Source organism: Pseudomonas sp. E141, assembly GCF_052659885.1.
On the sequence record NZ_CP084024.1, the window covers coordinates 3,752,573 to 3,774,779 of the forward strand.

Below are 22,207 nucleotides of genomic sequence, written 5' to 3' on the forward strand. Positions count from 1 at the left end.
AAAGACCGAAACGACTGATGTCGCCCGAGGAAAAAACTGGGATGCATACAATGTGGAGGTGAATGCCTTCGCTTTCAAGACGAACGTCCTACACGCCTTGAAGTCTTTGACGCCGCCAGGAGACTAACGGTCGAAAAAAAACGAAAATACTTGCCTTAAAAACTGAATCGCCTGTCGCCGCGCCCGGTGATGGCCTCTATACTAGCTCCCCGTTTGTGCACCGCTCTAGTGCATTCGGCTGGAGCGCTACACGTCCCCTCACACTCCATTCAGAGCCGCGCAATAATGAGCCTGTTTTCCGCTGTCGAATTGGCACCACGCGACCCCATCCTGGGCCTCAACGAAGCATTCAACGCCGACACCCGTACCAATAAGGTCAACTTGGGCGTGGGTGTTTACTGCAACGAGGAGGGGCGCATTCCACTTCTGCGCGCCGTTGTCGAAGCCGAGACGATCCGCGTGGCCCAACACGTTTCCCGTGGTTACCTGCCGATCGACGGCATTGCCGCCTACGACCAGGCGGTCCAGACCCTGCTGTTCGGCAAGGACTCGCCGTTGATCGCCTCCGGCCGCGTCATCACCACCCAGGCCGTGGGCGGCACAGGCGCACTGAAGATCGGCGCCGACTTCCTCAAGCAGCTGCTGCCTGACGCCGTCGTGGCCATCAGCGATCCAAGCTGGGAAAACCACCGCGCGCTGTTCGAAACCGCCGGTTTCCCGGTGCAGAACTACCGCTACTACGACGCTGCCACCCATGACGTGAACCGCAGCGGCCTGCTGGAAGACCTCAACGCCCTGCCCGACCGCTCGATCGTCGTGCTGCACGCCTGCTGCCATAACCCCACTGGCGTGGACCTGAGCCCGCAAGACTGGAAAAACGTGCTGGACGTGGTCAAGGCCAAGAACCACGTTCCATTTTTGGACATGGCTTATCAGGGCTTTGGCGACGGTATCGACGAAGACGCCGCCGCCGTGCGCCTGTTCGCCGAGTCGGGCCTGACCTTTTTTGCGTCCAGCTCGTTCTCCAAATCGTTCTCCCTGTACGGCGAGCGCGTTGGCGCCCTGTCGATCGTCAGCGAATCGAAAGAGGAAAGTGCCCGGGTACTGTCCCAGGTCAAGCGTGTGATTCGCACCAACTACTCCAACCCGCCGACCCACGGCGCCAGCATTGTCGCAGCCGTGCTCAACAGCCCGGAACTGCGGGCCCAGTGGGAAGCGGAACTGGCCGAAATGCGTCTGCGGATTCGCGGCATGCGCAACCAGATGGTGGACATGCTGGCTAAAGCCGCTCCGCAGCGGGATTTCAGCTTCGTCGCACGCCAGCGCGGGATGTTTTCCTACTCCGGCCTGACCGTTGAACAGGTGACGCGCCTGCGCAACGAGTTCGGCATCTATGCCCTGGACACCGGCCGCATCTGCGTGGCCGCGCTGAACCAGAACAACATCGATGCGGTGACCAAGGCGATTGTTCAGGTGATCTGAAGGTCGCCAGGATGAAAAAAGGGAAGCCAAGGCTTCCCTTTTTTTTGCGTTCACACTGACCCCGTGGCGAGGGAGCTTGCTCCCTCGCCACAAAAGCAACTCGTCGAAATTACAGCTCCGTCGCCCGCTGACTCGCGGCATCGTCGTAGATCACATACAACGACTCGGCAATCTGGCTCTTGATGGCCTTGGTGCTTTCCAGCCCCAGGACAAAACCCTCGGCCTTGCCACCGGCACGGTTCAGTTCGTCAGCGGTGCTGGCCTGGGTGATGGCATCGTAGAGTTTCTCCGCGTGCGGTCCCACGCCCTTGGGCAAGCTGATCTGGGCGGTGCTCATAGGCGCACCTCAGTGTGGTTGCCTGTGTGAAGGGGTAACAGATGATTCATGGCGCAAACCTTTGTTTGGCGAATGGCCGGCAGCGCGTCCAGCCACTTCCGGGGGACCATGGTAGCCCTCTCCTGCCGTTGCGGTAACCGTCAATCACCGATTAATCGCCAACGGACCTGAGGAATGCGCCGGCCGGCAAGAGAAGCTTGACTTCTCTTTTCCAATCAGTAACATACGCTTCATTCCGCGATAGCTCAGTTGGTAGAGCAAGTGACTGTTAATCACTGGGTCCCTGGTTCGAGTCCAGGTCGTGGAGCCAGACAGCAGCAGATCAAGCCCCTGAATTGAAAGATTCAGGGGCTTTTTTGTGGGCGAAAGAAAGGGCTGATTGATTGAAAAGGCTTGCCGATGTCGCTGGCGGAACAATCAGTCAGGCCCGAACAGGCATCATGGTCTGAATCCTGCTTGAATTTGCCAGGCCCGACCGTCACGTGCACGTCATGAGGACGTCGCAAACTGGCGTTGTCCGCCAACAAACATCTCCATAACAACAAGGACGAAGACATGCCCACGCAACACCCGCACCGCAACAATGATCTGTGTACCTCCAGCAAGGTGTACACCGCGCTGACTGAACTCAAGCACCTGGAAGGCCACCGCAGCGCCAAATTCCTTTCGCTGCTGACGCAACACCTGGTGCGCAAGGGCTTGCTCAACGAGCAGGAAGTGGTGCACATGCTCGATCTGGTCGTCGATTGAGCAGCATCGATTCCTACTATTGAAGCGGTTGATTTTTCCTCCCCCCTGCTGAGTCGTAAGGTAACTCCATCGATTGATGGAGGTTCCCATGCCCAAGGTTCAAATCATGTCTGTCATTGGCAGCGCCGTGCCCACCCCGCTCAGGGAGCGTGGTCTGTTGGCCTGCTGGTATCTGGTGCAGGACGGCGTCACCATCAGCGGTCCGCTGACTTCTCTGCCCGCCGCCCAAGCCCTGTCACAACGTATCGGCCCTTATCTGCTGACCGCCTAGGGCAACCGCACCCGCGGCTTGCTTTCGACGAACAGCGCCCAACACGACATGAACAGCGCGGCGATCAGCGGGCCGATCACAAATCCGTTCAGCCCGAACACCGCCAGCCCGCCCAATGTCGAGACCAGCACCATGTAGTCGGGCATCTTCGTATCCTTGCCCACCAGGATGGGGCGCAGGAAATTGTCCACCAGGCCAATGACGAATATCCCGAACAGGGTCAATACCACGCCCTGCCAGATGGCCCCGGAGAGCAGGAAATACACTGCCACCGGCGCCCAGACCAGGCCCGCGCCCACCGCCGGCAACAGCGACAGAAAGGCCATCAGCACCGCCCAGAGCAACACCGTGGGAATCCCCAGGATCCAGAAAATCAGCCCACCCAATGCCCCTTGGGTGATGGCCACCAGCAGGTTTCCCTTCACCGTTGCCCGCACCACACGGTTGAACTTCAACTGCAGGCGACGTTTCTGGTACTCCGCCAGGGGAACGGCGGTACGGACCTTGCGCACCAGCTCAGGGCCGTCACGCAGGAAAAAGAACAACAGATAAATCATGACGAAGAAGCTCACCAGGAACTGAAACGTGCCCTGGCCGAAGCTGAACGCCTGGGTGGCGAAAAATTCGCTGCCTTGCATCGCGCCTTTGACGATCCGCTCTCGCAGCCCGTTCAGGTTACCCAGGCCGAAACGGTCGAGCAGGTTCTGGAAGTAAGGCGGCAAGGCATCCCGGAAGCGGGCCAGGTAATCGGCAATGTCCAACTCTCCGCTTTCCAGGCTCTTGTACAACGCCGCCCCTTCCTGGACCAGCAACGTACTGATGACGATCACCGGCAAGATCGCGATCACCACGCAAATACTCAATGTAAGCAGCGAAGTGAGGTTGCGCTGCCAGCCGAGTTTCAGTTGCAGGCGGCGCTGCATCGGGGCAAAGACAATCCCCAGGATCACTGCCCAGAACACGGCGCCATAAAACGGCAGGAGGATCCAGATGAAAGCGATGGTGACCAGAATCAACATCAGCATCTGGGACTTGTCTTGCAGGGTCTTTCGGTTCATTTCTTTTCCATATCCTTGGCGCGATAAACGTTAGTCAGCCAGGATTCGCCGGAGTGCCTTTCCCTTTGCATCCGGTGTTGATCCAGATCAATTGCACGGTACCCGTCGTGGCGTACTCTCGGCGCTTTTTGCGATCCGACGCCACCATGCCCTTCGTTGCCCCCGAACTGCTCGCCCCCGCCGGCACCCTGAAAAACATGCGTTATGCCTTCGCCTACGGCGCCGACGCGGTGTACGCCGGCCAACCGCGCTACAGCCTGCGTGTGCGTAACAACGAGTTCGACCACGCCAACCTGGCCTTGGGCATTGGCGAGGCCCAGGCCATGGGCAAGCGCTTCTATGTGGTGGTGAACATAGCGCCCCACAACGCCAAGCTGCGCACCTTCCTCAAAGACCTGGAGCCTGTGATTGCCATGGCACCGGACGCGCTGATCATGTCCGACCCCGGCTTGATCATGCTGGTGCGCCGGCATTTCCCGCAGATGCCGATTCATCTGTCGGTGCAGGCCAACACCGTGAACTGGGCCAGCGTCGAGTTCTGGCAACAGCAGGGCTTGAGCCGCATCATCCTGTCCCGGGAGCTGTCCTTGGAGGAGATCGCCGAAATCCGTGAGCAGGTGCCGGCCATGGAACTGGAAGTGTTCGTTCACGGGGCGCTGTGCATGGCCTATTCCGGACGTTGCCTGCTGTCGGGCTATTTGAACCGGCGCGACGCCAACCAGGGCAGTTGCACCAACGCCTGTCGCTGGAAATATTCGGCGCAACCGGCGCAGGAAAACGCGGTGGGCGATATCGTGCAGACCTGGCCAGCCGAACCGACCCTGGGCCTCGGCGCGCCCACCGACCAGGTGTTTCTGCTTCAGGAAGCGAACCGCCCGGAGGAATCGATGCCGGCCTTCGAGGATGAGCACGGCACCTACATCATGAACGCCAAGGATCTGCGGGCCGTGCAACACGTGGAGCGGCTTGCCCGCATGGGCGTGCATTCCTTGAAGATCGAAGGGCGGACCAAGTCGCACTTTTATTGCGCACGCACCACCCAGGTCTATCGCCGGGCGATCGACGACGCCGTGGCCGGCCGGGAGTTTGACCGCAGCCTGATGACCGACCTCGAATCCCTGGCCCAGCGCGGCTACACCGAGGGTTTTCTACGCCGGCATGTTCATGATGAGTACCAGAACTATCAGAACGGCAGCTCAGTGTCGGAGCGCCAGCAGTTCGTCGGTGAATTGACCGGCCAGCGGCGCGAGCGTCTGGCCGAAGTCCGGGTCAAGAACCGCTTTGGCCTGGGCGATCACATGGAATTGATGACCCCCAAGGGCAACTTTCACTTCGACCTGCATCAACTGCAGAACGTCAACGGCCAGGGCATCGACGTGGCACCGGGAGACGGGCATGTGGTGTACGTGCCGATTCCGGATGCGGTGGATTTGCGGTTTGGGTTGTTGATGCGGGATGTGCGAGAAGCGTAGCACCTGCACGGCCTCCCCAATAATGCAGACACCGCCAAACAATTGTGGGAGCGAGCCTGCTCGCGATAGCGCCTTCACAGTCAACATCGTTATTGACTGATCTACCGCCATCGCGAGCAGGCTCGCTCCCACAAGGTTGTGTTTGCCTGCGTCCGGCAAGAACTGCCGAAGGCTGCGATCCTCCTTTCCCGATAGGGCCCGGTTGCCCAGGCGAAACATCCGGATCGAGCACGAAAGATCGCAGCCTTCGGCAGCTCCTGCTGCACGACTCAGATGCGGAACTGCCCCACCAGTTTGCCCAGGCGTTGGCCTAGATCGGCCAAGCTGCGGGAGGTCTGGGCACCGAGTTGAGTTTCGTCGGCGACGCTGTCCACCGCCACGGCGATCTGGTGCACGCTGCGGTTGATTTCCTCGGCCACGGCGGTCTGTTCTTCAGCAGCGCTGGCGATCTGGGCGTTCATCGAATTGATGGTGCCGATCAACTGCGCCATGGTGTCCAGGGACGCCCCGGCCTCATTGGCCTGCACCGACGTGCCATCGCCCGCTTCGCTGGAGCGGCGCATCGCTTCTACCGCTGCGTGGGTGCCCGACTGCAAGCGATCAATCATGCCCTGGATTTCCTGGGTACTTTGCTGGGTCCGACTGGCCAGGGCCCGTACTTCATCAGCCACCACGGCAAAACCGCGGCCCGCTTCCCCGGCGCGAGCGGCCTCAATGGCGGCGTTCAGCGCCAACAGGTTGGTCTGCTCGGCGATCGAGCGAATCACCCCCAGCACGCTGACAATCGAAGCCACGTCCTGTTGCAAACTGTCCAGGGACAGGCCGCTGCTGCGAATATCGCTCACCAGTGCATGAATCTGCTGGATGCTGCCGGCCACCACACGCTTGGCGGACTGGCCTTCTTCGTCGGTCTGCTGGGCCGCGACCGCGGCACCCTGGGCACTGCGAGCCACTTCCTGGGCGGCCGAAGACATCTCGTTGATCGCCGTGGCGACCTGGTCGGTTTCGTGACGCTGACGCTCCATGGCCTGCTCGGAGCGCTGTGCCTGCTCGGAAACCTGCGCCACCAGCCCAGTCAGCTGCGAGGTCATTTCGGTGATCTGCCGGACCAGACCGTGGATCTTGTCGACAAAACGGTTGAACGAGCCGGCCAGTTGGCCGAGTTCGTCCTGGCTGGTGATCGCCAGGCGGCGAGTCAGGTCGCCCTCGCCCGCCGCGATGTCATCGAGGTTGTCTTTCATCAGGTGCAGCGGCCGCAGGATGGCATTGGCCAGCAACATGCCCACCACCGCAATCACCAGCAATACCACCACAGCAATACCCACGATGCTCAGCAGAACGCCTTGCAGACGTTCTTGAACCTTGGCTTCAACCAGTGCTACCTGAGCTTCAATGCCGTCCAGGTTGACCGAGCTGCCGACCGCCATGTCCCACTTGGGCAAGTAGTCGGTGTAGCCGAGCTTTGGCACCAGTTCCTTGCTGTTTGGCAGTGGCGAGCTGTATTCCAGATAGTGGGTTCCGTCCTTGGCGACTTTCACCAGGTCACGGTTGACATAGACACCGTTGGGATCGCGGTTGTCCTTGAAGTTTTTGCCCACACCGTCGGGGCTGTTGGCCTTGAAGAGACGAACAGTTTCGGAGTCGTAACCGAAGAAATAGCCGTCCTTGCCGTAGGTGACGTTCGACAGCAGCTTGATAGCCTCGGCCCGCGCGGCGTTATCCCCCGGCGCCGACGCGTCGTACAACGGCTTGATGGCAGTAAGCCCCACCGCGACGTAATTCTGCAGGGTGGCCTTGGCGTCGCTGAGCAAGCGCTCGCGGGTTTGCTGAACCTCTTTGCCGGCCTGCTCCTTCAGAATGAAGGCCGTGGTCAGGCTGATAATAGCGGCGGATAGCAATACAGGCAGTATTGCCAAGGACAGAACTTTAGCCTTCAGGCTCAGGCGCATACTGTTCACTCTTATCGGTTTTATGGCGTGGTTAACTGTGTTAACGGCACGGCGCGGGAAAACTGTAGGACAAGGTGAAGGGCTTGCGCCGAGTGGTCAGCTAAAGAGGTGCTGGATTTTGGGGGCCTTATCGCGAGCAGGCTCGCTCTCACATTGGATATTCTGTGAACACCCCTGTGGGAGCGAGCCTGCTCGCGATGAAGGCGACTGGGTCCCGGATTACAACACCATCGCCGCCACCCAGCCAAACACCAGCAGCGGCAAGTTGTAATGGATGAAGGTCGGGACCACGGTGTCCCAGATGTGGTGGTGCTGGCCATCGATGTTCAGCCCGGAGGTCGGGCCCAGGGTCGAGTCCGAAGCGGGCGAGCCGGCATCGCCCAGGGCTCCGGCGGTGCCGACGATGCAGACGATCGCCAGCGGGCTGAAACCCAATTGCAGGCACAGCGGCACGAAGATCGTCGCCAGGATCGGCACCGTGGAGAACGACGAACCGATGCCCATGGTCACCAGCAAGCCCACCAGCAACATCAACAGGGCGCCGATGCCCTTGTTGTGGCCGATCCAGGCCGCCGAGGTTTCCACCAGGCTCTGGACTTCACCTGTTGCCTTCATCACTTCGGCAAAGCCTGAGGCGGCGATCATGATGAAACCGATCATCGCCATCATCTTCATGCCTTCGGTGAACAGGTCGTCGGTTTCGCGCCAACGCACCACCCCCGACACCGAGAAAATCAGGAACCCGACCAGGGCACCGATGATCATCGAATCCAGCAGGAGCTGAATGGCAAACGCCGCCGCGATCGCCAGTCCCGCCACCAACAGGCTCAACGGGTTGTAGCGCACGGTTACCTGTTCGGCCCTGGCGATTGTTTTCAGGTCGTAGATGCGTTTTTTGCGATACGTGAAAAACGCCATGACCAAACCAAACACCATGCCCAGTGCCGGAATGCCCATGGCATGGGTGATGTTGATGTCACTGACGTCCACGCCGCTGCGGGCGACGTTGGCCAGCAGGATCTCGTTGAGGAAGATGTTGCCAAAGCCCACCGGCAGAAACATGTAGGGCGTGATCAAGCCAAAAGTCATGACACAGGCAATCAACCGGCGGTCCAGCTGCAGCTTGGTCAGTACATAAAGAAGCGGCGGTACCAACAGCGGGATGAAGGCGATGTGGATCGGCAGAATATTCTGGGAGGCAACCGCTACCGTTCCCAGCAAGCCGATCAGGACCCATTTGACCCCCGAGCCACCGGCGACGTCCTGGCGATCCACCATGGCCAGGGCTTTGTCGGCCAGGGCGTGAGCCATGCCGGACTTGGCAATCGCTACGGCGAAAGCACCCAGCAAAGCGTAGGACAACGCCACGGTTGCCCCGCCCCCGAGACCGGCATTGAACGCCTTGAGCGTGGCGTCGATGCCCAGGCCGCCAGTCAGACCGCCCACCAGAGCGCCGATAATCAGCGCGATCACCACATGCACGCGGGACAGACTGAGCACCAGCATCACGCCAACCGCGGCAATTACTGCATTTATCATCATTACCTCAAAGCACAGCGATGGAGAGCCACCGGACAAAAAGGTCGCGACTTTGCAGGAAGCGGCGAGAAGCTGCAAGGGTCATGCGGCGGGTTTTAAGTTGTTCGCAATACATGAATTCGCCACATGGGCGCGATTAACGGAGTTTTTTAGATCAACCCAAACCAGTGTGGGAGCGAGCTTGCTCGCGAATGCGGTGTGCCAGTCATGAATTTTTACCTGACGGACCGCATTCGCGAGCAAGCTCGCTCCCACAGGGACTGGTACTCCATATCAGCGCTTGGGCAATCCGATCGTGACCTTCAGCCCGCCCCATTCGCTGTCGCCCAGCGCCAGCGTCCCGCCCCAGGTGTCGACGATGTCCCGCACGATGCCCAGCCCCAGGCCGTGGCCGTCGGTCTGCTCATCGAGCCGCGTGCCGCGGCTGAAGACCTGATCGCGGCGGTCTGCGGGAATGCCTGGCCCATCGTCTTCCACCGCCAGGCTGAACCCCTCGGCTGTCTCGCTCACGGTCAGGCGCACTTGCGCGTCGGCCCATTTGCAGGCGTTGTCCAACAGGTTGCCCAGCAGTTCCAGCAGATCTTCACGATCCCAGGGCAGGTGCAGGCCGGGCGGCGCGACGTAAGCCAAGTGCAAGTGCTCACCATGGATCATGTTCAGCGTGGCCAGCAACGCCGGCAGTTCCGCGTCGCAGTCAAGATGGGCACCGGGCAAGGCGTCGCCGGACAGTCGGGCGCGGTTGAGTTCGCGGTTCAGGCGCTGACGGACCTGTTCCAGTTGTTCGAGCAACAGCTTGCGCAGCTCGGGGTAAGGGTCGAGTTTTTCATTCGAGGCCAGGCTTTGCAGCACCGCCAGCGGGGTTTTCAGGGCATGACCCAGGTTGCCCAGGGCGTTGCGTGAACGTTTGAGGCTGTCCTCGGTGTGGGCCAGCAGATGGTTGATCTGCGCCACCAGCGGTTCCAGTTCCCGCGGCACCTGTTCGTCAAGTTGCGAACGCTGCCCGCGCTGCAACTGGGCGATCTGCTCCCGGGCTTTGTCCAGCGGGCGCAAGGCGCGGTGCACCGTGATGCGTTGCAACAACAGAATCAACAGCAACCCCGCCAACCCAAGTCCCAGGCCGATCTGCTGCATGCGCAGGAAGCTGTCCCGCACGGGCGTGTAGTCCTGGGCCACGCTGATGGAAATGGCCTGGCCCAGACGCCGATAGTCGGTACGCAGGACCAGCAGTTTCTGACCTTCAGGCCCCAATTGCAGGTTGCTGTGCAGCCCCGGATGGTCGAGATGAGGCAACTCCTGGTCCCACAGGGAGCGGGAGCGCCAATGCGTATCGGCAAAATCGATGCGGAAATAATGCCCAGAAAACGGTCGCAGATAAGCCGGCGACAAACGTCGCTCATCCAGTTGCAGGCCTTGCGGACCACGCACCAGGGCCACCAGCAGGTTCTCGCTGTCGTTGCGCAGCCCCGCCTCCAGATACCGCTGCAGACCCAGCTCGAATAACCACAGACTGGTCTGCGCCAAGACCAGGCCGACCACCACCATCACACCGATCAGGCCAAGGCTCAGACGCCGCTGGATCGATCTCACTGCGCCTGCCCGCCGAACAGGTAACCCTGGCCGCGACGGGTTTCGATCACGCTGCGGCCCAGCTTGCGCCGCAAGTGATTGACATGGACTTCCAGCACATTGGAATCGCGCTCGGTTTCACCGTCATACAGGTGTTCGGCGAGATGGCTCTTGGAAAGGATCTGCTCGGGATGAAGCATGAAGTAGCGCAGCAGGCGAAACTCGGCTGCGGTCAGTTGGATCTCGGTGCAGTCGCGGCTCACACACTGGCGCCCTTCATCCAGATGCAGGCCGGCCGCCTGGAGGGTCGGCTGGTTGGCCTGGCCATGGGAGCGGCGCAACAGCGCCTGGATCCGCAGGTGCAGCTCTTCGGGATGAAAGGGTTTGGTCAGGTAATCGTCGGCCCCGGCCTTGAGGCCTTCGATGCGTTCGGCCCAGGAACCGCGGGCGGTCAGGATCAGCACAGGCGTGCTCAGGCCGCCCGCGCGCCATTGGGCCAACACTTCAAGCCCCGGCACCCCCGGCAAGCCGAGATCGAGGACGATCAGGTCATAAGGCTCGCTGCTGCCCTGATAAACCGCGTCGCGGCCATCGGCGAGCCAGTCGACGGCGTAACCCTGCCGCGTCAGCCCGGCCATCACTTCGTCGGCCAGGGGAACATGATCTTCCACCAGAAGCAGGCGCATCAGTCTTCCTCATCTTTGAGTAAACGGCCGGTCGCGGCCTCCAGGTCCAGTTCGCGCACAACGCCGTCGGTAGCCAGCAATTCGACCTCGTAAATATAGACGCCGTGTTTTTCTTCCAGCTCGGCCTCCAGCAGTTTGGCGCCGGGGTGGCGATCCAGCGCCTGTTGCAGCAAATGTTCCAGGGGCAGGATCACGCCCTGCTGCCGCAATTGCAGGGCCTCATCCTGGTCCAGGTCTCGGGCGACGGCCAGTGAACAGAACACCAGCAGCGCCAGCCCCCAACGGCTGCGGGGGCGTAAATTAAGCTTCATTACAGATCCTGATGATTCTTGAGTACCTTGCCGTCAACCGCGTCCAATTCAAGTTCCCAGTCAACGCCCTGGGCATCGCGCAAGTCCACCTGATAGATGTACTTGCCGTATTCTTGTTCCAGCTCGGTATCGGTCAAGGTGGCGCCAGGGTGTTTGGACAAGGCAGTGGCGTTGAGTTTTTCAACCGACAGAATGGTACCAGCGTCCTGCAGCTTTTGGGCTTCGTCGGCCGTGAGATCTCGTGCGCTGGCCAGGCCACTGATGGCCATCAGGGTAACGATGAAAAAGGCAGTCAGGCGGTTCATGGGTTGTCTCCTTTTTTTGTAATCTTCACCAGGGAACTGTATCGGGGCGAACTTAACTGAAACTGAATTGCCATCATTGAACACAGATCAATGTGGGAGCGAGCCTGCTCGCTGCCACAGGGCTGACGCCGTTAAATTATCCGTTGCACCATTCGAGACCGGTATGACCGCCATCCACATCAAGTTCCCTGCCCTGACCCTCAAGGCCGGCCCTCGTGCTCTGGCACGCATTCGCCAGGCTGGCCTGAACGCTGCCGATGTCGGCATTCTGCCGGGCGCCGCTGGTGGCCCCAAGGCCTTGGGCATTCAGGGGCTGGACTTGGCGCTGTTTGGCGAGTGGCTGCCCGCCGCGCCCCGGGAGCGCTCGCTGATCGGTGCTTCGGTGGGCTCCTGGCGCTTCGCCAGCGCCTGCCTGCCGGATGCCGCCGAGGGGATCCGGCGCCTGGGCACCTTGTACAACGAGCAAAGCTTTGCCAAAGGCGTGACTATGGCCGGGGTGAGCCAGAGTTCGCAGCGCATGCTCGATGATCTGCTCCAGGGCCGCGACACGTCGATCCTCGACAACCCGCATTACCGGCTCAATATCATGGTGGTCAAAAGTCACGGTTTGCTGGCCCAGGATCATCGCGGGCGGCTCGGCCTGGGATTGTCGTCGGTGATCGCCGACAACCTGCGCGGCAGAGCGCGCCTGTCGCGGCATTTCGAACGGCTGATCGTCCACGACCCACGCCGGGCGCCGCCGTTGCACCCGTTGAATGACTTTCCGTCACGCTTCGTCCCACTGGAGGCCGGTAATCTGCGCCAGGCGCTGCTGGCATCCGGCTCGATCCCGATGGTGATGGAGGGCGTGCGCGACCTACCCGGCGCCGGCGTTGGCACCTACCGCGACGGCGGCCTGTTGGACTACCACCTGGACCTGCCCTACAGCGGCGAAGACATCGTGCTGTATCCGCACTTCACCGACCGGGTCATTCCCGGCTGGTTCGACAAGGGCCTGCCATGGCGCCGGGGGAACGTCGAGCGTCTGCAGGACGTGCTGTTACTGGCGCCGTCCCGTGAATACCTGGCGCGCCTGCCCTTCGGCAAGCTGCCGGACCGTAACGACTTCAAGCGTTTTATGGGCGATGACACGAGCCGCCGCAAATACTGGCGCACGGCGATGGACGAAAGCCGCCGGCTCGGTGACGAGTTTCTTGAACTGGCGGCCAACGGTGGGCTGGGCGGGCGTTTGCTGACCCTTTAGTCAGCACGGTCGCGCAACGCCGGAACCAAACTGATAAACTCCGCCGCCTGCCTCGCGACCGCTACCTTAAAGAGCCTGAACCTGTGGAAATTTTCAAAGAATTCACCTTCGAATCCGCCCACCGCCTGCCCCACGTGCCAGACGGTCACAAGTGCGGCCGCCTGCACGGCCACTCGTTCAAAGTGGCGATTCACCTGAGCGGCGACATCGACCCGCACACCGGCTGGATTCGGGACTTCTCGGAGATCAAGGCGATCTTCAAGCCGCTCTACGAGCGCCTGGACCACAACTACCTCAACGACATCCCCGGCCTGGAAAACCCCACCAGCGAAGTCCTGGCCAAGTGGATCTGGGAACAGTTGAAGCCATTGTTGCCGGAACTCAGTGCCATTCGCATCCATGAGACCTGCACCAGCGGTTGCATCTACCGCGGCGAGTAAGCGGGCCACAGGGACCTGTGGCATTGGCTTTTTTTGTGTCTATGCTTTTTGGCTCGAACATGCCAAGAGGACGCGACCATGAGCCACTGGCCCCTGGATCACGAATACAACTTCAACGGACACCGCATCCGTTACGCCGTCCACGGCGACGGCCCGCCGCTGGTGTTTGTCCACGGCACGCCCTTCTCTTCCTACGTGTGGCACCGAATCGCCCCGCTGTTCTTCGCCACTCACAAAGTGTATTACTTTGACCTGCTGGGTTACGGCCAATCCGCACAACCGGACGCCGACGTTTCCCTCGGTGTGCAAAACCAGTTGCTCGCACAGTTGCTGGACCACTGGGGCCTGGATTGCCCGGACGTGGTGGCCCACGATTTTGGTGGCGCAACCGCCCTGCGCACGCACCTGCTCAACGGCAAGCACTACCGCAGCCTGACCCTGATCGATCCGGTGGCGCTGTCGCCCTGGGGTTCACCCTTTGTCCAGCATGTGCGCCAGTATGAAGCGGCGTTCAGCGGCCTGCCCGATTACATTCAGCGGGCCATCGTACCGACCTATATCCGGGGTGCGATCAACAGGCAGATCCCCGATGAAGAACTGGCGCCGTACGTGCAGCCCTGGCTTGGCGAGACCGGCCAGGCCGCGCTCTATCGGCAGATCGCGCAGATGGACGAACGCTATACCCGCGAGGTCGAACCGCTGTATGCAACCGTGCGCTGCCCGACGCAGATCCTTTGGGGAGAAGACGATCAGTGGATCCCCATCGAACGCGGTCGTGCGTTGCAACGGATGATACCGGGCGCACAGTTTCATCCCGTTCCCAATGCCGGGCATTTGGTCCAGGAAGACGCGCCGGAGGCCATCGTCGCGGCAGTGTTGCGGTTTCTAGCGCTGCACTCTCCCACCTGAAGAAACCGCATAGGCAGTGGAAACTGTGTTCCAACTTGAACCACCGCCGCACTGCTTTCGTTCTCTTCACTTACCCAATACCAAGGATTGGCTATAAATAACCTCGCGATCACTCGCTTGGCACGGGCGCTGCACGCTTGCGACATCTTCCTCCTGCGCAAGGACCTCCACATGACTCAAAACGATCCGGGCAACGACTATCCCTTGAGCGAAGTCCCGATGCATGCCCGCAAGGGCCTGGCCTCCACGGCCATGGTGCTGCTGGGCTTCACCTTTTTCACCGCCACGATGTTTGCCGGTGGCAAGCTGGGGGTAGCGTTCGGTTTTGCCGAAATGCTCACGGTCATCGTGATCGGCAATCTGCTGTTGGGCCTGTACGCCGCCGGCCTGGGTTATATCGCCTTCAAGAGCGGGCTCAATTCGGTGCTGATGGGTCGCTTCTGTTTCGGTGAGGTGGGCAGCAAGCTCAGCGACTTGATCCTGGGTTTCACCCAGATCGGCTGGTACGCCTGGGGCACGGCGACGGCGGCGGTGGTACTGGGCAAGTATTTTCATTTGAACGAAGGCACCGTGCTGGGGCTGATGGTGCTGTTCGGCCTGGGGTTCTGCGTCACCGCCTACATTGGTTATCGCGGGCTCGAGATCCTGTCGTACATCGCCGTGCCGGCCATGATGTTGTTGCTGATGTTGTCGATGTGGGTCGCGACGGTAAAGGTCGGTGGCCTGGATGGGTTGCTGGCGGTGGTGCCGACGGGCAGCCTCGATTGGTCCACCGCCATCACGCTGGTGTTCGGCACGTTCGTCAGCGGTGCCACCCAGGCGACCAACTGGACGCGGTTTTCCCGCTCGGCGAAGATCGCGGTGCTGGCAAGCCTGATCGGCTTTTTCATCGGCAACGGCCTGATGGTATTGATCGGCGCCTACGGAGCCATCGTCTATCAGCAGCCGGACGTGGTGGAAGTGCTGCTGTTGCAAGGCTTCGCCATGGCGGCGATGGCGATGCTGCTGCTCAACATCTGGAGCACCCAGGACAACACCATCTATAACTTTGCCGTGGCCGGCTGCAACCTGCTGCGCACCCGTCGGCGCAAAACCGTGACCCTGGGCGGCGCGGCGATCGGCACACTGCTGGCCCTACTGGGCATGTACGATCTGCTGGTGCCTTACCTGATTTTGCTGGGCACGGTGATCCCGCCGATTGGCGGAGTGATCATGGCCGATTTCTTCTTCCGCTGGCGCGGCCGCTATCCGCGTCTGGCCCAAGCGCAGCTGCTGGCCTTCAACTGGCCGGGGCTGTTTGCGTACGGCGCAGGCACCCTCGCGGCGTTCACTTCGCCTTGGGTTGCGCCACTGGTAGGAATCGCCACCGGCGCGCTAACGTATGTGATATTGATCGGCCTATTGGGAATTCGCGCCACCGATACCCCCCTCCAAGATCTTTGAGAAGGACTCGCTTGATGCACATCATCAACGCCCGCCTGCGCAACCGCGAAGGCTTGCATGAACTGCACCTGGAAAACGGCCTGATCGCCAGCATTGCACGCCAGACCGAAGCCCCGAGCCTCGGCCCGCAAGACCTCGACGCCGGCGGTAATCTGGTGGTGCCGCCGTTCGTCGAACCGCACATTCATCTGGATGCCACCCTCACCGCCGGCGAACCCCGCTGGAACATGAGCGGGACGCTGTTCGAGGGCATCGAGTGCTGGGGCGAGCGCAAGGCCACCATCACCCAGGAAGACACCAAGACCCGCGCCAAAAAAACCATCCAGGCATTGGCCGCCCATGGCATCCAGCATGTGCGCACCCATGTCGATGTCACCGATCCTGACCTCACCGCCCTCAAAGCCATGCTTGAGGTGCGTGAGGAAAGTCGTCACCTGATCGACCTGCAGATCGTCGCGTTTCCCCAGGAAGGCATCGAGTCCTACCGCAACGGCCGCGAACTGATGGAGGAAGCGATTCGAATGGGTGCCGACGTGGTGGGCGGCATTCCGCATTTCGAGTACACCCGGGATCAAGGCGTAAGCTCGGTGAAATTCCTCATGGACCTGGCCGAGCGCACCGGTTGCCTGGTGGACGTGCATTGCGACGAGACCGACGACCCGCACTCGCGCTTTCTCGAAGTGCTGGCCGAAGAAGCCCGCAGCCGCGACATGGGCGCCCGCGTAACCGCCAGCCACACCACGGCCATGGGCTCCTATGACAATGCCTACTGCGCCAAGCTGTTTCGCCTGCTCGGGCACTCGGGCATCAGCTTCGTTTCCTGCCCCACCGAAAGCATCCACCTGCAAGGACGTTTCGATAACTTCCCTAAACGCCGCGGCGTCACCCGAGTCAACGAATTGCTCGAAGCGGGGATGAACGTGTGCTTCGGCCAGGACTCCATCGTCGACCCGTGGTACCCCCTGGGCAACGGCAATATCCTGCGGGTGCTGGAAGCTGGCCTGCACATCTGCCACATGCTGGGTTACCGCAACCTGCAAAGCGCCCTGGACCTGGTCACCGACAACAGCGCCAAGGCCATGGCCCTGGGCGAGCGCTACGGCCTGGAAGCCGGGCGCCCGGCGAATCTGCTGATCCTCTCGGCCGACAGTGACTACGAAGTGATCCGTAGCCAGGGCCTACCGCTTTACTCCATTCGCAATGGCGAAGTGCTGATGAAGCGGCAGATGCCGATGGTGGAGTTTGCGGTTCAGCCAGGCTGAGGTCATCGCAATAGCGGTGGTTCAGTTGCATTGATGCTGGATGTGCCTGCGTCATCGCGAGCAGGCTCGCTCCCACAGTGGAGCGGCGCCGTACGCGCATTTTTGTGCCCGCTGAAGATCGAATGTGGGAGCGAGCCCGCTCGCGATGGCGTCATTGGCTGCGGCGCAGATCGTCTATGACACAGACCGCGCAACACCAAACAACCTGACCCGCATCAGCTCACCCGCCTGTTCTTCCAGCAGAATCGGTGCAGTGCCACCCGGCATCACCACACTCACCGCCCCCGCCTTCACCCAACCCACTCGCCACGCGGCGCACGCCACCGCACTGGCACTGGTGCCCGAAGAAGCGGTGGGACCTTCCCCTCGTTCAAAAATCCGCGCGGCAATGCTTGCTTCGGCCTGGCGCCAGGCCCACTGCAGATTCACCCCCGCCGGGCAGGGAATCCCGGACCCACCGGGCGGCGCATAGGCAATGCGCGTCAGGCTTTGGGCCAACGCTGGGGCACGCATCTGCGGGTTACTTGGCAACGTCTCGGCGCTGTCCACCAGGGTCACGCAGTGCGGGTTGCCAATGTTCACGAACTGACTGCTGCCCCAGGCCGGATTCAAAGCATGAAGCGCAGCCACACGGCTGACTTCGCGCTGGTTGACGATCACGCTTTGCACGCCTTGAGCCGCGACAGCGCCGGGGCCGAAAAGTGGTTTTCCCAAGTCCAGCGAGAAACCCGAGAGACCTTCGAACTCCGCTACGCGGACCGCCGTTTGCAGCGGTGACACGCCTTCACGTTTGTCGTGATGAACCTGTAGAACACATTCGCCGTCGCTCGGCATCAAGCCTTGCTCTTTGAGCGCCTGGGAGAAAATCGTCAGGCCATTGCCGCTGCGCTCGGCCAGGGTCCCATCGGTGTTGACGATCAACAGGTCAAAAGGTGGCTCATTCTGGAACGGGCCGATCAGCAGACCATCGCTGCAATGGGCCTTGGCATCCGGCGGCGCCTGACCCGGCGCCCAACTACAGAAGGCCTGCACTGCGGCGCGGGTCCAGGCCTGGCGGGCCTGGGCAGCCTGGGCGGCTGTCGGCGGCAGGTCAATGCCTTGGGCACGGACCTGCTGCGGTGAGACCACGCCATAAATATTGCCCCGTGCATCATAAAACTGCGTCATGGACCAGACCCGGATTCAGCCAGCGAAAGCCGGTACTTTATTCCGGCCAAGGCTGTGCAGGCAAAGCGTGCTTGCCACCCACGCACCTCTTCGGCACCTTGAGGTCGCGGCGCGGTCAGTGGATGTGCAAGCATAGGGCCCGCCCGCACCATCGCCTCGCCAAACCAAGGACGTTTCATGACTGCCATTACGCCACCGCCAACCTTCATCCCCGGACGCCTGGAACAGATGTCCACCCGCATTGCCTATCTCATCGCCGGTGTCGGGATCGCGGCCTGGGCGCCGCTGGTGCCGTACGCCAAGGTGCGGGCGAACCTGGACGAAGGCACTCTCGGGTTGCTGCTGTTGTGCCTTGGGGTGGGGTCGATTCTGGCGATGCCGATTTCCGGCGCACTGGCGGCGCGATTTGGCTGCCGGCGGGTGCTCAGTGGCGGCACGATTCTGATCTGCCTGGCCTTGCCCGCGCTGGCAACGATGACGTCTTTGCCCTGGCTGGTGGCAGCCTTGTTCTTGTTTGGCGCCGGCCTCGGCACCGTGGACTCGACCGTCAACCTGCAGGCGGTGATCGTCGAGCGGGCCAGCGGCAAGACCATGATGTCGGGTTTTCACGGCATGTTCAGCCTCGGCGGGATCATTGGCGCGGCCGGTGTGAGCGCGCTGCTCGGCCTCGGCCTTTCGCCCCTGGGGGCGACGCTGGTGGTCAATGCACTGTTGCTGGTGGCGCTGTTCAAGGCGGCGCCGCATCTGCTGCCCTATGGCAGTGAAAGTTCGGGCCCGGCGTTTGCCATTCCCCACGGCGTGGTGCTGTTTATCGGCATCTTGTGTTTCATCGTATTCCTGGCCGAAGGCGCGGTGCTGGACTGGAGCGCGGTATTTCTGACGGCCGAGCGTGGAGTGGAAACCGCCTATGCCGGGCTCGGTTATGCCGCGTTCGCGCTGACCATGACCGTCGGCCGCTTGACGGGGGATTCGGTGGTGCATCGCCTGGGCGCCAAACGCGTGATTATCTACGGCGGCGCGACCGCTGCGGCCGGGTTCCTGCTGGCGACCCTGGCACCGATGTGGCAGGCGGCGCTGTTGGGGTATGCGTTGGTCGGGGCCGGGTGTTCGAACATCGTGCCGGTGTTGTACACCGCGGTCGGCAAGCAGACGCTGATGCCTGAAGCGATCGCCGTACCGGCCATCACCACCATCGGCTACGCCGGCATCCTCGCAGGCCCGGCGCTGATCGGATTCGTCGCCCATGGCAGCAGCCTGAGCTTTGCGTTCGGGTTGATCGCGCTGTCGTTGGTGGCGGTGGCGGTCAGTGGGAAAGTGTTGAAGGTTTGAAGCCTGCCACTGCCTCCTGTGGCGAGGGAGCTTGCTCCCGCTCGGCTGCGAAGCAGTCGTAAACCGGTGGACGCGGTGTGTCTGACGCACCGCATTCAGCAGGTTTGGGGGCCGCTTCGCGCCCCAGCGGGAGCAAGCTCCCTCGCCACAGGGTTGGGCTCAAAGCCACAGGGCTGCGTTCCAGTGTTTCAAGCACCGGAAAGTGCCTGATCCCCGATCAGAACCCTACACTCGCCTGCACAAAAAACGTACGCGGTGCGCCGACGTAGATGCCCGAGTTGTTGTCGCTGGAGCGGGTGTAGTACTGATGGTCGAACAGGTTCTTCACCCCGGCGCCGACCTTCAGGTTCGATAGTTGCGATCCGAAGTCGTAGCCAGCGCGCACGTTCCAGAGCACGTAACCCGGCATGTCACCGTAGCGTCCATCGGCGCTGCCGTCGGTGATGTAATCGTCGCTGAAGCTGCCGTCGGGGTTCACGCTGTTGCCGGGTGAGCGTTGCTTGGACTGGGCAAAGGCATCGAGGTTGTAAGTCCAGCGATTGATCTCATAACGCAAGCCCAGGTTCGCCACCTGACGCGAGTAGAACGGCAGGTCACGGCCCTTGAAGCTTGGAATATCACCTTCATAAGTTGCGCGGGTGTAGGTGAAACCGGCATTGGCGCTCAGGCCTTCCAGACGTGGGTCCAGCGCGGCCATGTCGTAGCGCACCGAGGCTTCCAGGCCCTGGTGCTTGGTGGCGCCCATGTTGGTCCAGCCCACGTCGTTGCTGATGTACTGCAACTCGTCGTCGAAGTCGATGTAGAACAGCGTCACTTCCCCGCCCCACACGTCATCGTTGTAGCGCGTACCGATCTCGTAGGTCTTGGCTTTTTCCGGGTTCAGGCCGTTGGCGGTGTTGTTGCCGTCGCCGCCCTGGCCGAGCTGGAAATATTGCAGGCTGCCGAACGACGTCTCGTAGTTGGCGAACAGCTTCCAGGCATCGGACAGGTGATACATCACGCTCAAGGCCGGCAGCGGTTCGTTGCTGTCGATGCTGCGGCGTTTTTCCTGTACCGGACTGCCGTCGGTGTCGAGCACCGGGCGGTCGTGCCATTGGGTGCTGATGCGTTCGAAACGGATACCCGGGGTGATGGTCCACTTGCCGACATCAATCTTGTCATCGATGTAGACCGCATGGGCTTCGGTGCCACCAGTGCGGTCCTGATAGACGTGACCATCGGACCCCGGCCGCACCACCGGCTGGTTATCGCGCAGCGCCAGGCGACTGGCCTCTTCGTGCATGCCTTCCTTGAGGTAGCGATAACCGACGCTGGCTTCCTGGGTGGTCGAGCCCAGGTCAAAGACATGGGACACCCGCGGTTCGATGCCGAAGGTGTAGTAAGTACGCGGGTAGGACGCCAGGTTGCGCTGGTCCCGGGAGGCGATGGTGCTGCCACGGTAGCTGTCGGAATAATAGGTCAGCACTTCGGCCTGGGTGCGGTCGCTGATCTCGCGGATCCACTTGAACGACACGTCCTTGCGCCGGCCGGCGAAGTTGTCCCAGTCACGGTCGGACTGATACGGGTCCGCGTCGTATTGCGCCTGGGTCAGGCCGCCGGGCATGTCAGCCTTGGCGTCGTAGTAATGGAAGTTCAGCGAGAAATCATCCACCTCGGTGGGCGCCCAATGGGTCTTGAGGATGACGTCGTCGATGTCATTGTCGTTGTTGCTGCGGCGATAGCCATTACCGTTGACCCCCGAATACAGGAGCGCAACGCCCATGCCGTTATCGGCCGTGCCGCCGAGAAAAGCGCTGTCGATGTGCTTCCAGCCGCCGCGCTGGGAGGTTTCCAGGGTGGTGCCGATTTCACCGGTGGCTTTTTCCGGAATCGCGCGGGTCACAAAGTTGATCACGCCGCCGACGTTCTGCGGTCCGTAACGCACGGACCCGGCGCCGCGCACCACGTCGATGCTGTCCAGGTTGCCCGCAGAAATCGGCGCCATGGACAGTTGCGGCTGACCGTAAGGCGCGAACGCCGCCGGCACGCCGTCGATCAGCACCGTGGAACGGGGCGACAGGCGCGAAGTGAGACCGCGCACGCCGACGTTCAGGGAGATGTCGCTGCCGCCGGTGCCATTGGCATCCTGCACCTGCACACCCGGCACCCGCCGCAGCACATCGCCGACGTTCATGGCCCCCTGCTCCACCATCGCTTCGCGGCGGATTACCGTGCGCGCGCCGGCGTGGTTCTGCACCACCTCGGCATTGGCATCGCCGAGCCAGTCACCGACCACCTGGATGTCGGTGGCTCCCAGTTCCAGCGGGCCGTCAGTGGACGCCGAGGGCGCCGGCAGCACGGTCACCGAACCGTCATTGATCTGGTATTGCAGGCCGCTGCCTTGCAGCAGTTGGCCCAGGGCCGCTTCTGGGGACAAGTTGCCGTCCACCGCCGGGGCTTGCTTGCCGGCCACCAGTTCCGGGCTGAAGAACACCTGCAAAGAAGTCTGCTGGCCGAGCTGGCTCAAGGCCTGGCCCAGCGGCTGCGCCTGGATGTGAATGGACGTGGCCGCCTGATCGGCGAAGGCCTGGGGCAATGCGGCACTGACGGCCAGGGTCAGGGCCAGCGGCAGCCAGCGGGCGGGGGCGCGGTTGTTGTTTTTGAAGGTGGTTTTCACGTCGAACCTTGTCCTGTTGAATCGCAAGAATA

20 protein-coding genes, 1 tRNA gene and 1 pseudogene are annotated in these 22,207 nt (G+C 61.6%); 11 read left to right on the forward strand and 11 right to left on the reverse strand.

The window, feature by feature from the left end:
- Positions 1 to 285 precede the first annotated feature (285 nt).
- On the forward strand, positions 286 to 1,482 hold the full coding sequence (locus tag GKKCFE_RS16750) for an amino acid aminotransferase (RefSeq protein ID WP_107322238.1): 1,197 nt from the start codon (positions 286 to 288) through the stop codon (positions 1,480 to 1,482).
- Between the two features lie 109 nt (positions 1,483 to 1,591).
- Here the strand turns inward: GKKCFE_RS16750 and GKKCFE_RS16755 are convergent, their stop codons facing one another.
- On the reverse strand, positions 1,592 to 1,819 hold the full coding sequence (locus GKKCFE_RS16755; protein ID WP_047229257.1) for a hypothetical protein: 228 nt from the start codon (positions 1,817 to 1,819) through the stop codon (positions 1,592 to 1,594).
- 234 nt (positions 1,820 to 2,053) lie between these two features.
- Here GKKCFE_RS16755 and GKKCFE_RS16760 point away from each other — a divergent pair.
- The 3 genes from GKKCFE_RS16760 (at position 2,054) to GKKCFE_RS16770 (ending at position 2,840) form a co-directional block, all read left to right on the forward strand.
- Positions 2,054 to 2,129: transfer RNA gene (locus GKKCFE_RS16760), tRNA-Asn, on the forward strand.
- A 245-nt stretch (positions 2,130 to 2,374) separates the two neighbouring features.
- Positions 2,375 to 2,569, forward strand: coding sequence for a hypothetical protein (locus GKKCFE_RS16765; protein ID WP_047229259.1), 195 nt, complete (start codon positions 2,375 to 2,377; stop codon positions 2,567 to 2,569).
- Between the two features lie 88 nt (positions 2,570 to 2,657).
- Positions 2,658 to 2,840, forward strand: a complete 183-nt coding sequence (locus tag GKKCFE_RS16770) for a hypothetical protein (protein ID WP_139049555.1) — start codon at positions 2,658 to 2,660, stop codon at positions 2,838 to 2,840.
- On the opposite strand, the gene GKKCFE_RS16775 is transcribed toward GKKCFE_RS16770, so the two are convergent.
- Positions 2,837 to 3,898 carry an AI-2E family transporter gene (locus tag GKKCFE_RS16775; RefSeq protein WP_139049554.1) on the reverse strand — a complete coding sequence of 354 codons (1,062 nt, stop codon included), beginning with the start codon at positions 3,896 to 3,898 and terminating at the stop codon, positions 2,837 to 2,839. The two genes, GKKCFE_RS16770 and GKKCFE_RS16775, sit on opposite strands and share 4 nt — an antisense overlap.
- Before the next feature lie 146 nt (positions 3,899 to 4,044).
- Here GKKCFE_RS16775 and trhP point away from each other — a divergent pair, with 146 nt between their 5' ends.
- Entirely contained in the window at positions 4,045 to 5,370 is a 1,326-nt protein-coding gene (trhP, locus tag GKKCFE_RS16780; protein ID WP_076386590.1) for a prephenate-dependent tRNA uridine(34) hydroxylase TrhP, read from the forward strand.
- 269 nt (positions 5,371 to 5,639) lie between these two features.
- Here trhP and GKKCFE_RS16785 read toward each other — a convergent pair whose 3' ends face one another.
- The 7 genes and pseudogenes from GKKCFE_RS16785 to GKKCFE_RS16815 all read right to left on the reverse strand — a co-directional run bounded on the left by GKKCFE_RS16785 (position 5,640) and on the right by GKKCFE_RS16815 (position 11,726).
- Positions 5,640 to 6,461, reverse strand: coding sequence for a methyl-accepting chemotaxis protein (locus GKKCFE_RS16785; protein ID WP_411157104.1), 822 nt, complete (start codon positions 6,459 to 6,461; stop codon positions 5,640 to 5,642).
- A gap of 84 nt (positions 6,462 to 6,545) precedes the next feature.
- Positions 6,546 to 7,319 (reverse strand): annotated as a pseudogene (locus GKKCFE_RS16790) (cache domain-containing protein); the annotation flags it as partial.
- A 219-nt stretch (positions 7,320 to 7,538) separates the two neighbouring features.
- The gene (locus GKKCFE_RS16795; RefSeq protein ID WP_160891366.1) at positions 7,539 to 8,855 is read right to left on the reverse strand and encodes a Na+/H+ antiporter family protein; all 1,317 of its coding nucleotides are present in this window, start codon (positions 8,853 to 8,855) and stop codon (positions 7,539 to 7,541) included.
- Positions 8,856 to 9,131: 276 nt separating this feature from the next.
- Positions 9,132 to 10,445 (reverse strand): ATP-binding protein, encoded by a 1,314-nt coding sequence (locus GKKCFE_RS16800; RefSeq protein ID WP_107322235.1) that lies wholly within the window; start codon positions 10,443 to 10,445, stop codon positions 9,132 to 9,134.
- Positions 10,442 to 11,110, reverse strand: coding sequence for a response regulator transcription factor (locus GKKCFE_RS16805; RefSeq protein WP_445576858.1), 669 nt, complete (start codon positions 11,108 to 11,110; stop codon positions 10,442 to 10,444). The genes GKKCFE_RS16800 and GKKCFE_RS16805 overlap by 4 nt, the downstream gene beginning before the upstream one ends.
- The gene (locus GKKCFE_RS16810) at positions 11,110 to 11,421 is read right to left on the reverse strand and encodes a PepSY domain-containing protein (RefSeq protein WP_047229266.1); all 312 of its coding nucleotides are present in this window, start codon (positions 11,419 to 11,421) and stop codon (positions 11,110 to 11,112) included. Before GKKCFE_RS16810 ends, GKKCFE_RS16805 begins: the two co-directional genes overlap by 1 nt.
- Positions 11,421 to 11,726, reverse strand: coding sequence for a PepSY domain-containing protein (locus GKKCFE_RS16815; protein WP_047229267.1), 306 nt, complete (start codon positions 11,724 to 11,726; stop codon positions 11,421 to 11,423). The genes GKKCFE_RS16810 and GKKCFE_RS16815 overlap by 1 nt, the downstream gene beginning before the upstream one ends.
- Positions 11,727 to 11,889: 163 nt before the next feature.
- Here GKKCFE_RS16815 and GKKCFE_RS16820 point away from each other — a divergent pair, with 163 nt between their 5' ends.
- The 5 genes from GKKCFE_RS16820 (at position 11,890) to codA (ending at position 17,023) form a co-directional block, all read left to right on the forward strand.
- A complete protein-coding gene (locus GKKCFE_RS16820) occupies positions 11,890 to 12,969 on the forward strand; it encodes a patatin-like phospholipase family protein (RefSeq protein ID WP_274090760.1) in 1,080 nt (359 codons plus the stop codon).
- Positions 12,970 to 13,052: 83 nt separating this feature from the next.
- Positions 13,053 to 13,409, forward strand: coding sequence for a 6-carboxytetrahydropterin synthase QueD (gene queD / locus GKKCFE_RS16825; protein WP_047229269.1), 357 nt, complete (start codon positions 13,053 to 13,055; stop codon positions 13,407 to 13,409).
- 78 nt (positions 13,410 to 13,487) lie between these two features.
- Complete coding sequence (locus GKKCFE_RS16830) at positions 13,488 to 14,318, forward strand: alpha/beta fold hydrolase (RefSeq protein WP_445576859.1); 831 nt, start codon at positions 13,488 to 13,490, stop codon at positions 14,316 to 14,318.
- Positions 14,319 to 14,489: 171 nt separating this feature from the next.
- The gene (codB, locus tag GKKCFE_RS16835) at positions 14,490 to 15,761 is read left to right on the forward strand and encodes a cytosine permease (protein ID WP_445576860.1); all 1,272 of its coding nucleotides are present in this window, start codon (positions 14,490 to 14,492) and stop codon (positions 15,759 to 15,761) included.
- Between the two features lie 14 nt (positions 15,762 to 15,775).
- The gene (gene codA, locus GKKCFE_RS16840; protein ID WP_076383904.1) at positions 15,776 to 17,023 is read left to right on the forward strand and encodes a cytosine deaminase; all 1,248 of its coding nucleotides are present in this window, start codon (positions 15,776 to 15,778) and stop codon (positions 17,021 to 17,023) included.
- Between the two features lie 174 nt (positions 17,024 to 17,197).
- Here the strand turns inward: codA and GKKCFE_RS16845 are convergent, their stop codons facing one another.
- Entirely contained in the window at positions 17,198 to 18,190 is a 993-nt protein-coding gene (locus tag GKKCFE_RS16845) for a diaminopimelate epimerase (protein ID WP_445576861.1), read from the reverse strand.
- Between the two features lie 177 nt (positions 18,191 to 18,367).
- On the opposite strand from GKKCFE_RS16845, the gene GKKCFE_RS16850 reads away from it, so the two are divergent.
- Positions 18,368 to 19,519 carry an MFS transporter gene (locus tag GKKCFE_RS16850; RefSeq protein ID WP_188251373.1) on the forward strand — a complete coding sequence of 384 codons (1,152 nt, stop codon included), beginning with the start codon at positions 18,368 to 18,370 and terminating at the stop codon, positions 19,517 to 19,519.
- A gap of 217 nt (positions 19,520 to 19,736) precedes the next feature.
- On the opposite strand, the gene GKKCFE_RS16855 is transcribed toward GKKCFE_RS16850, so the two are convergent.
- Positions 19,737 to 22,175: a TonB-dependent siderophore receptor gene (locus tag GKKCFE_RS16855; protein WP_139049548.1), complete on the reverse strand. Its 2,439-nt coding sequence runs from the start codon at positions 22,173 to 22,175 to the stop codon at positions 19,737 to 19,739.
- Positions 22,176 to 22,207: the final 32 nt, after the last annotated feature.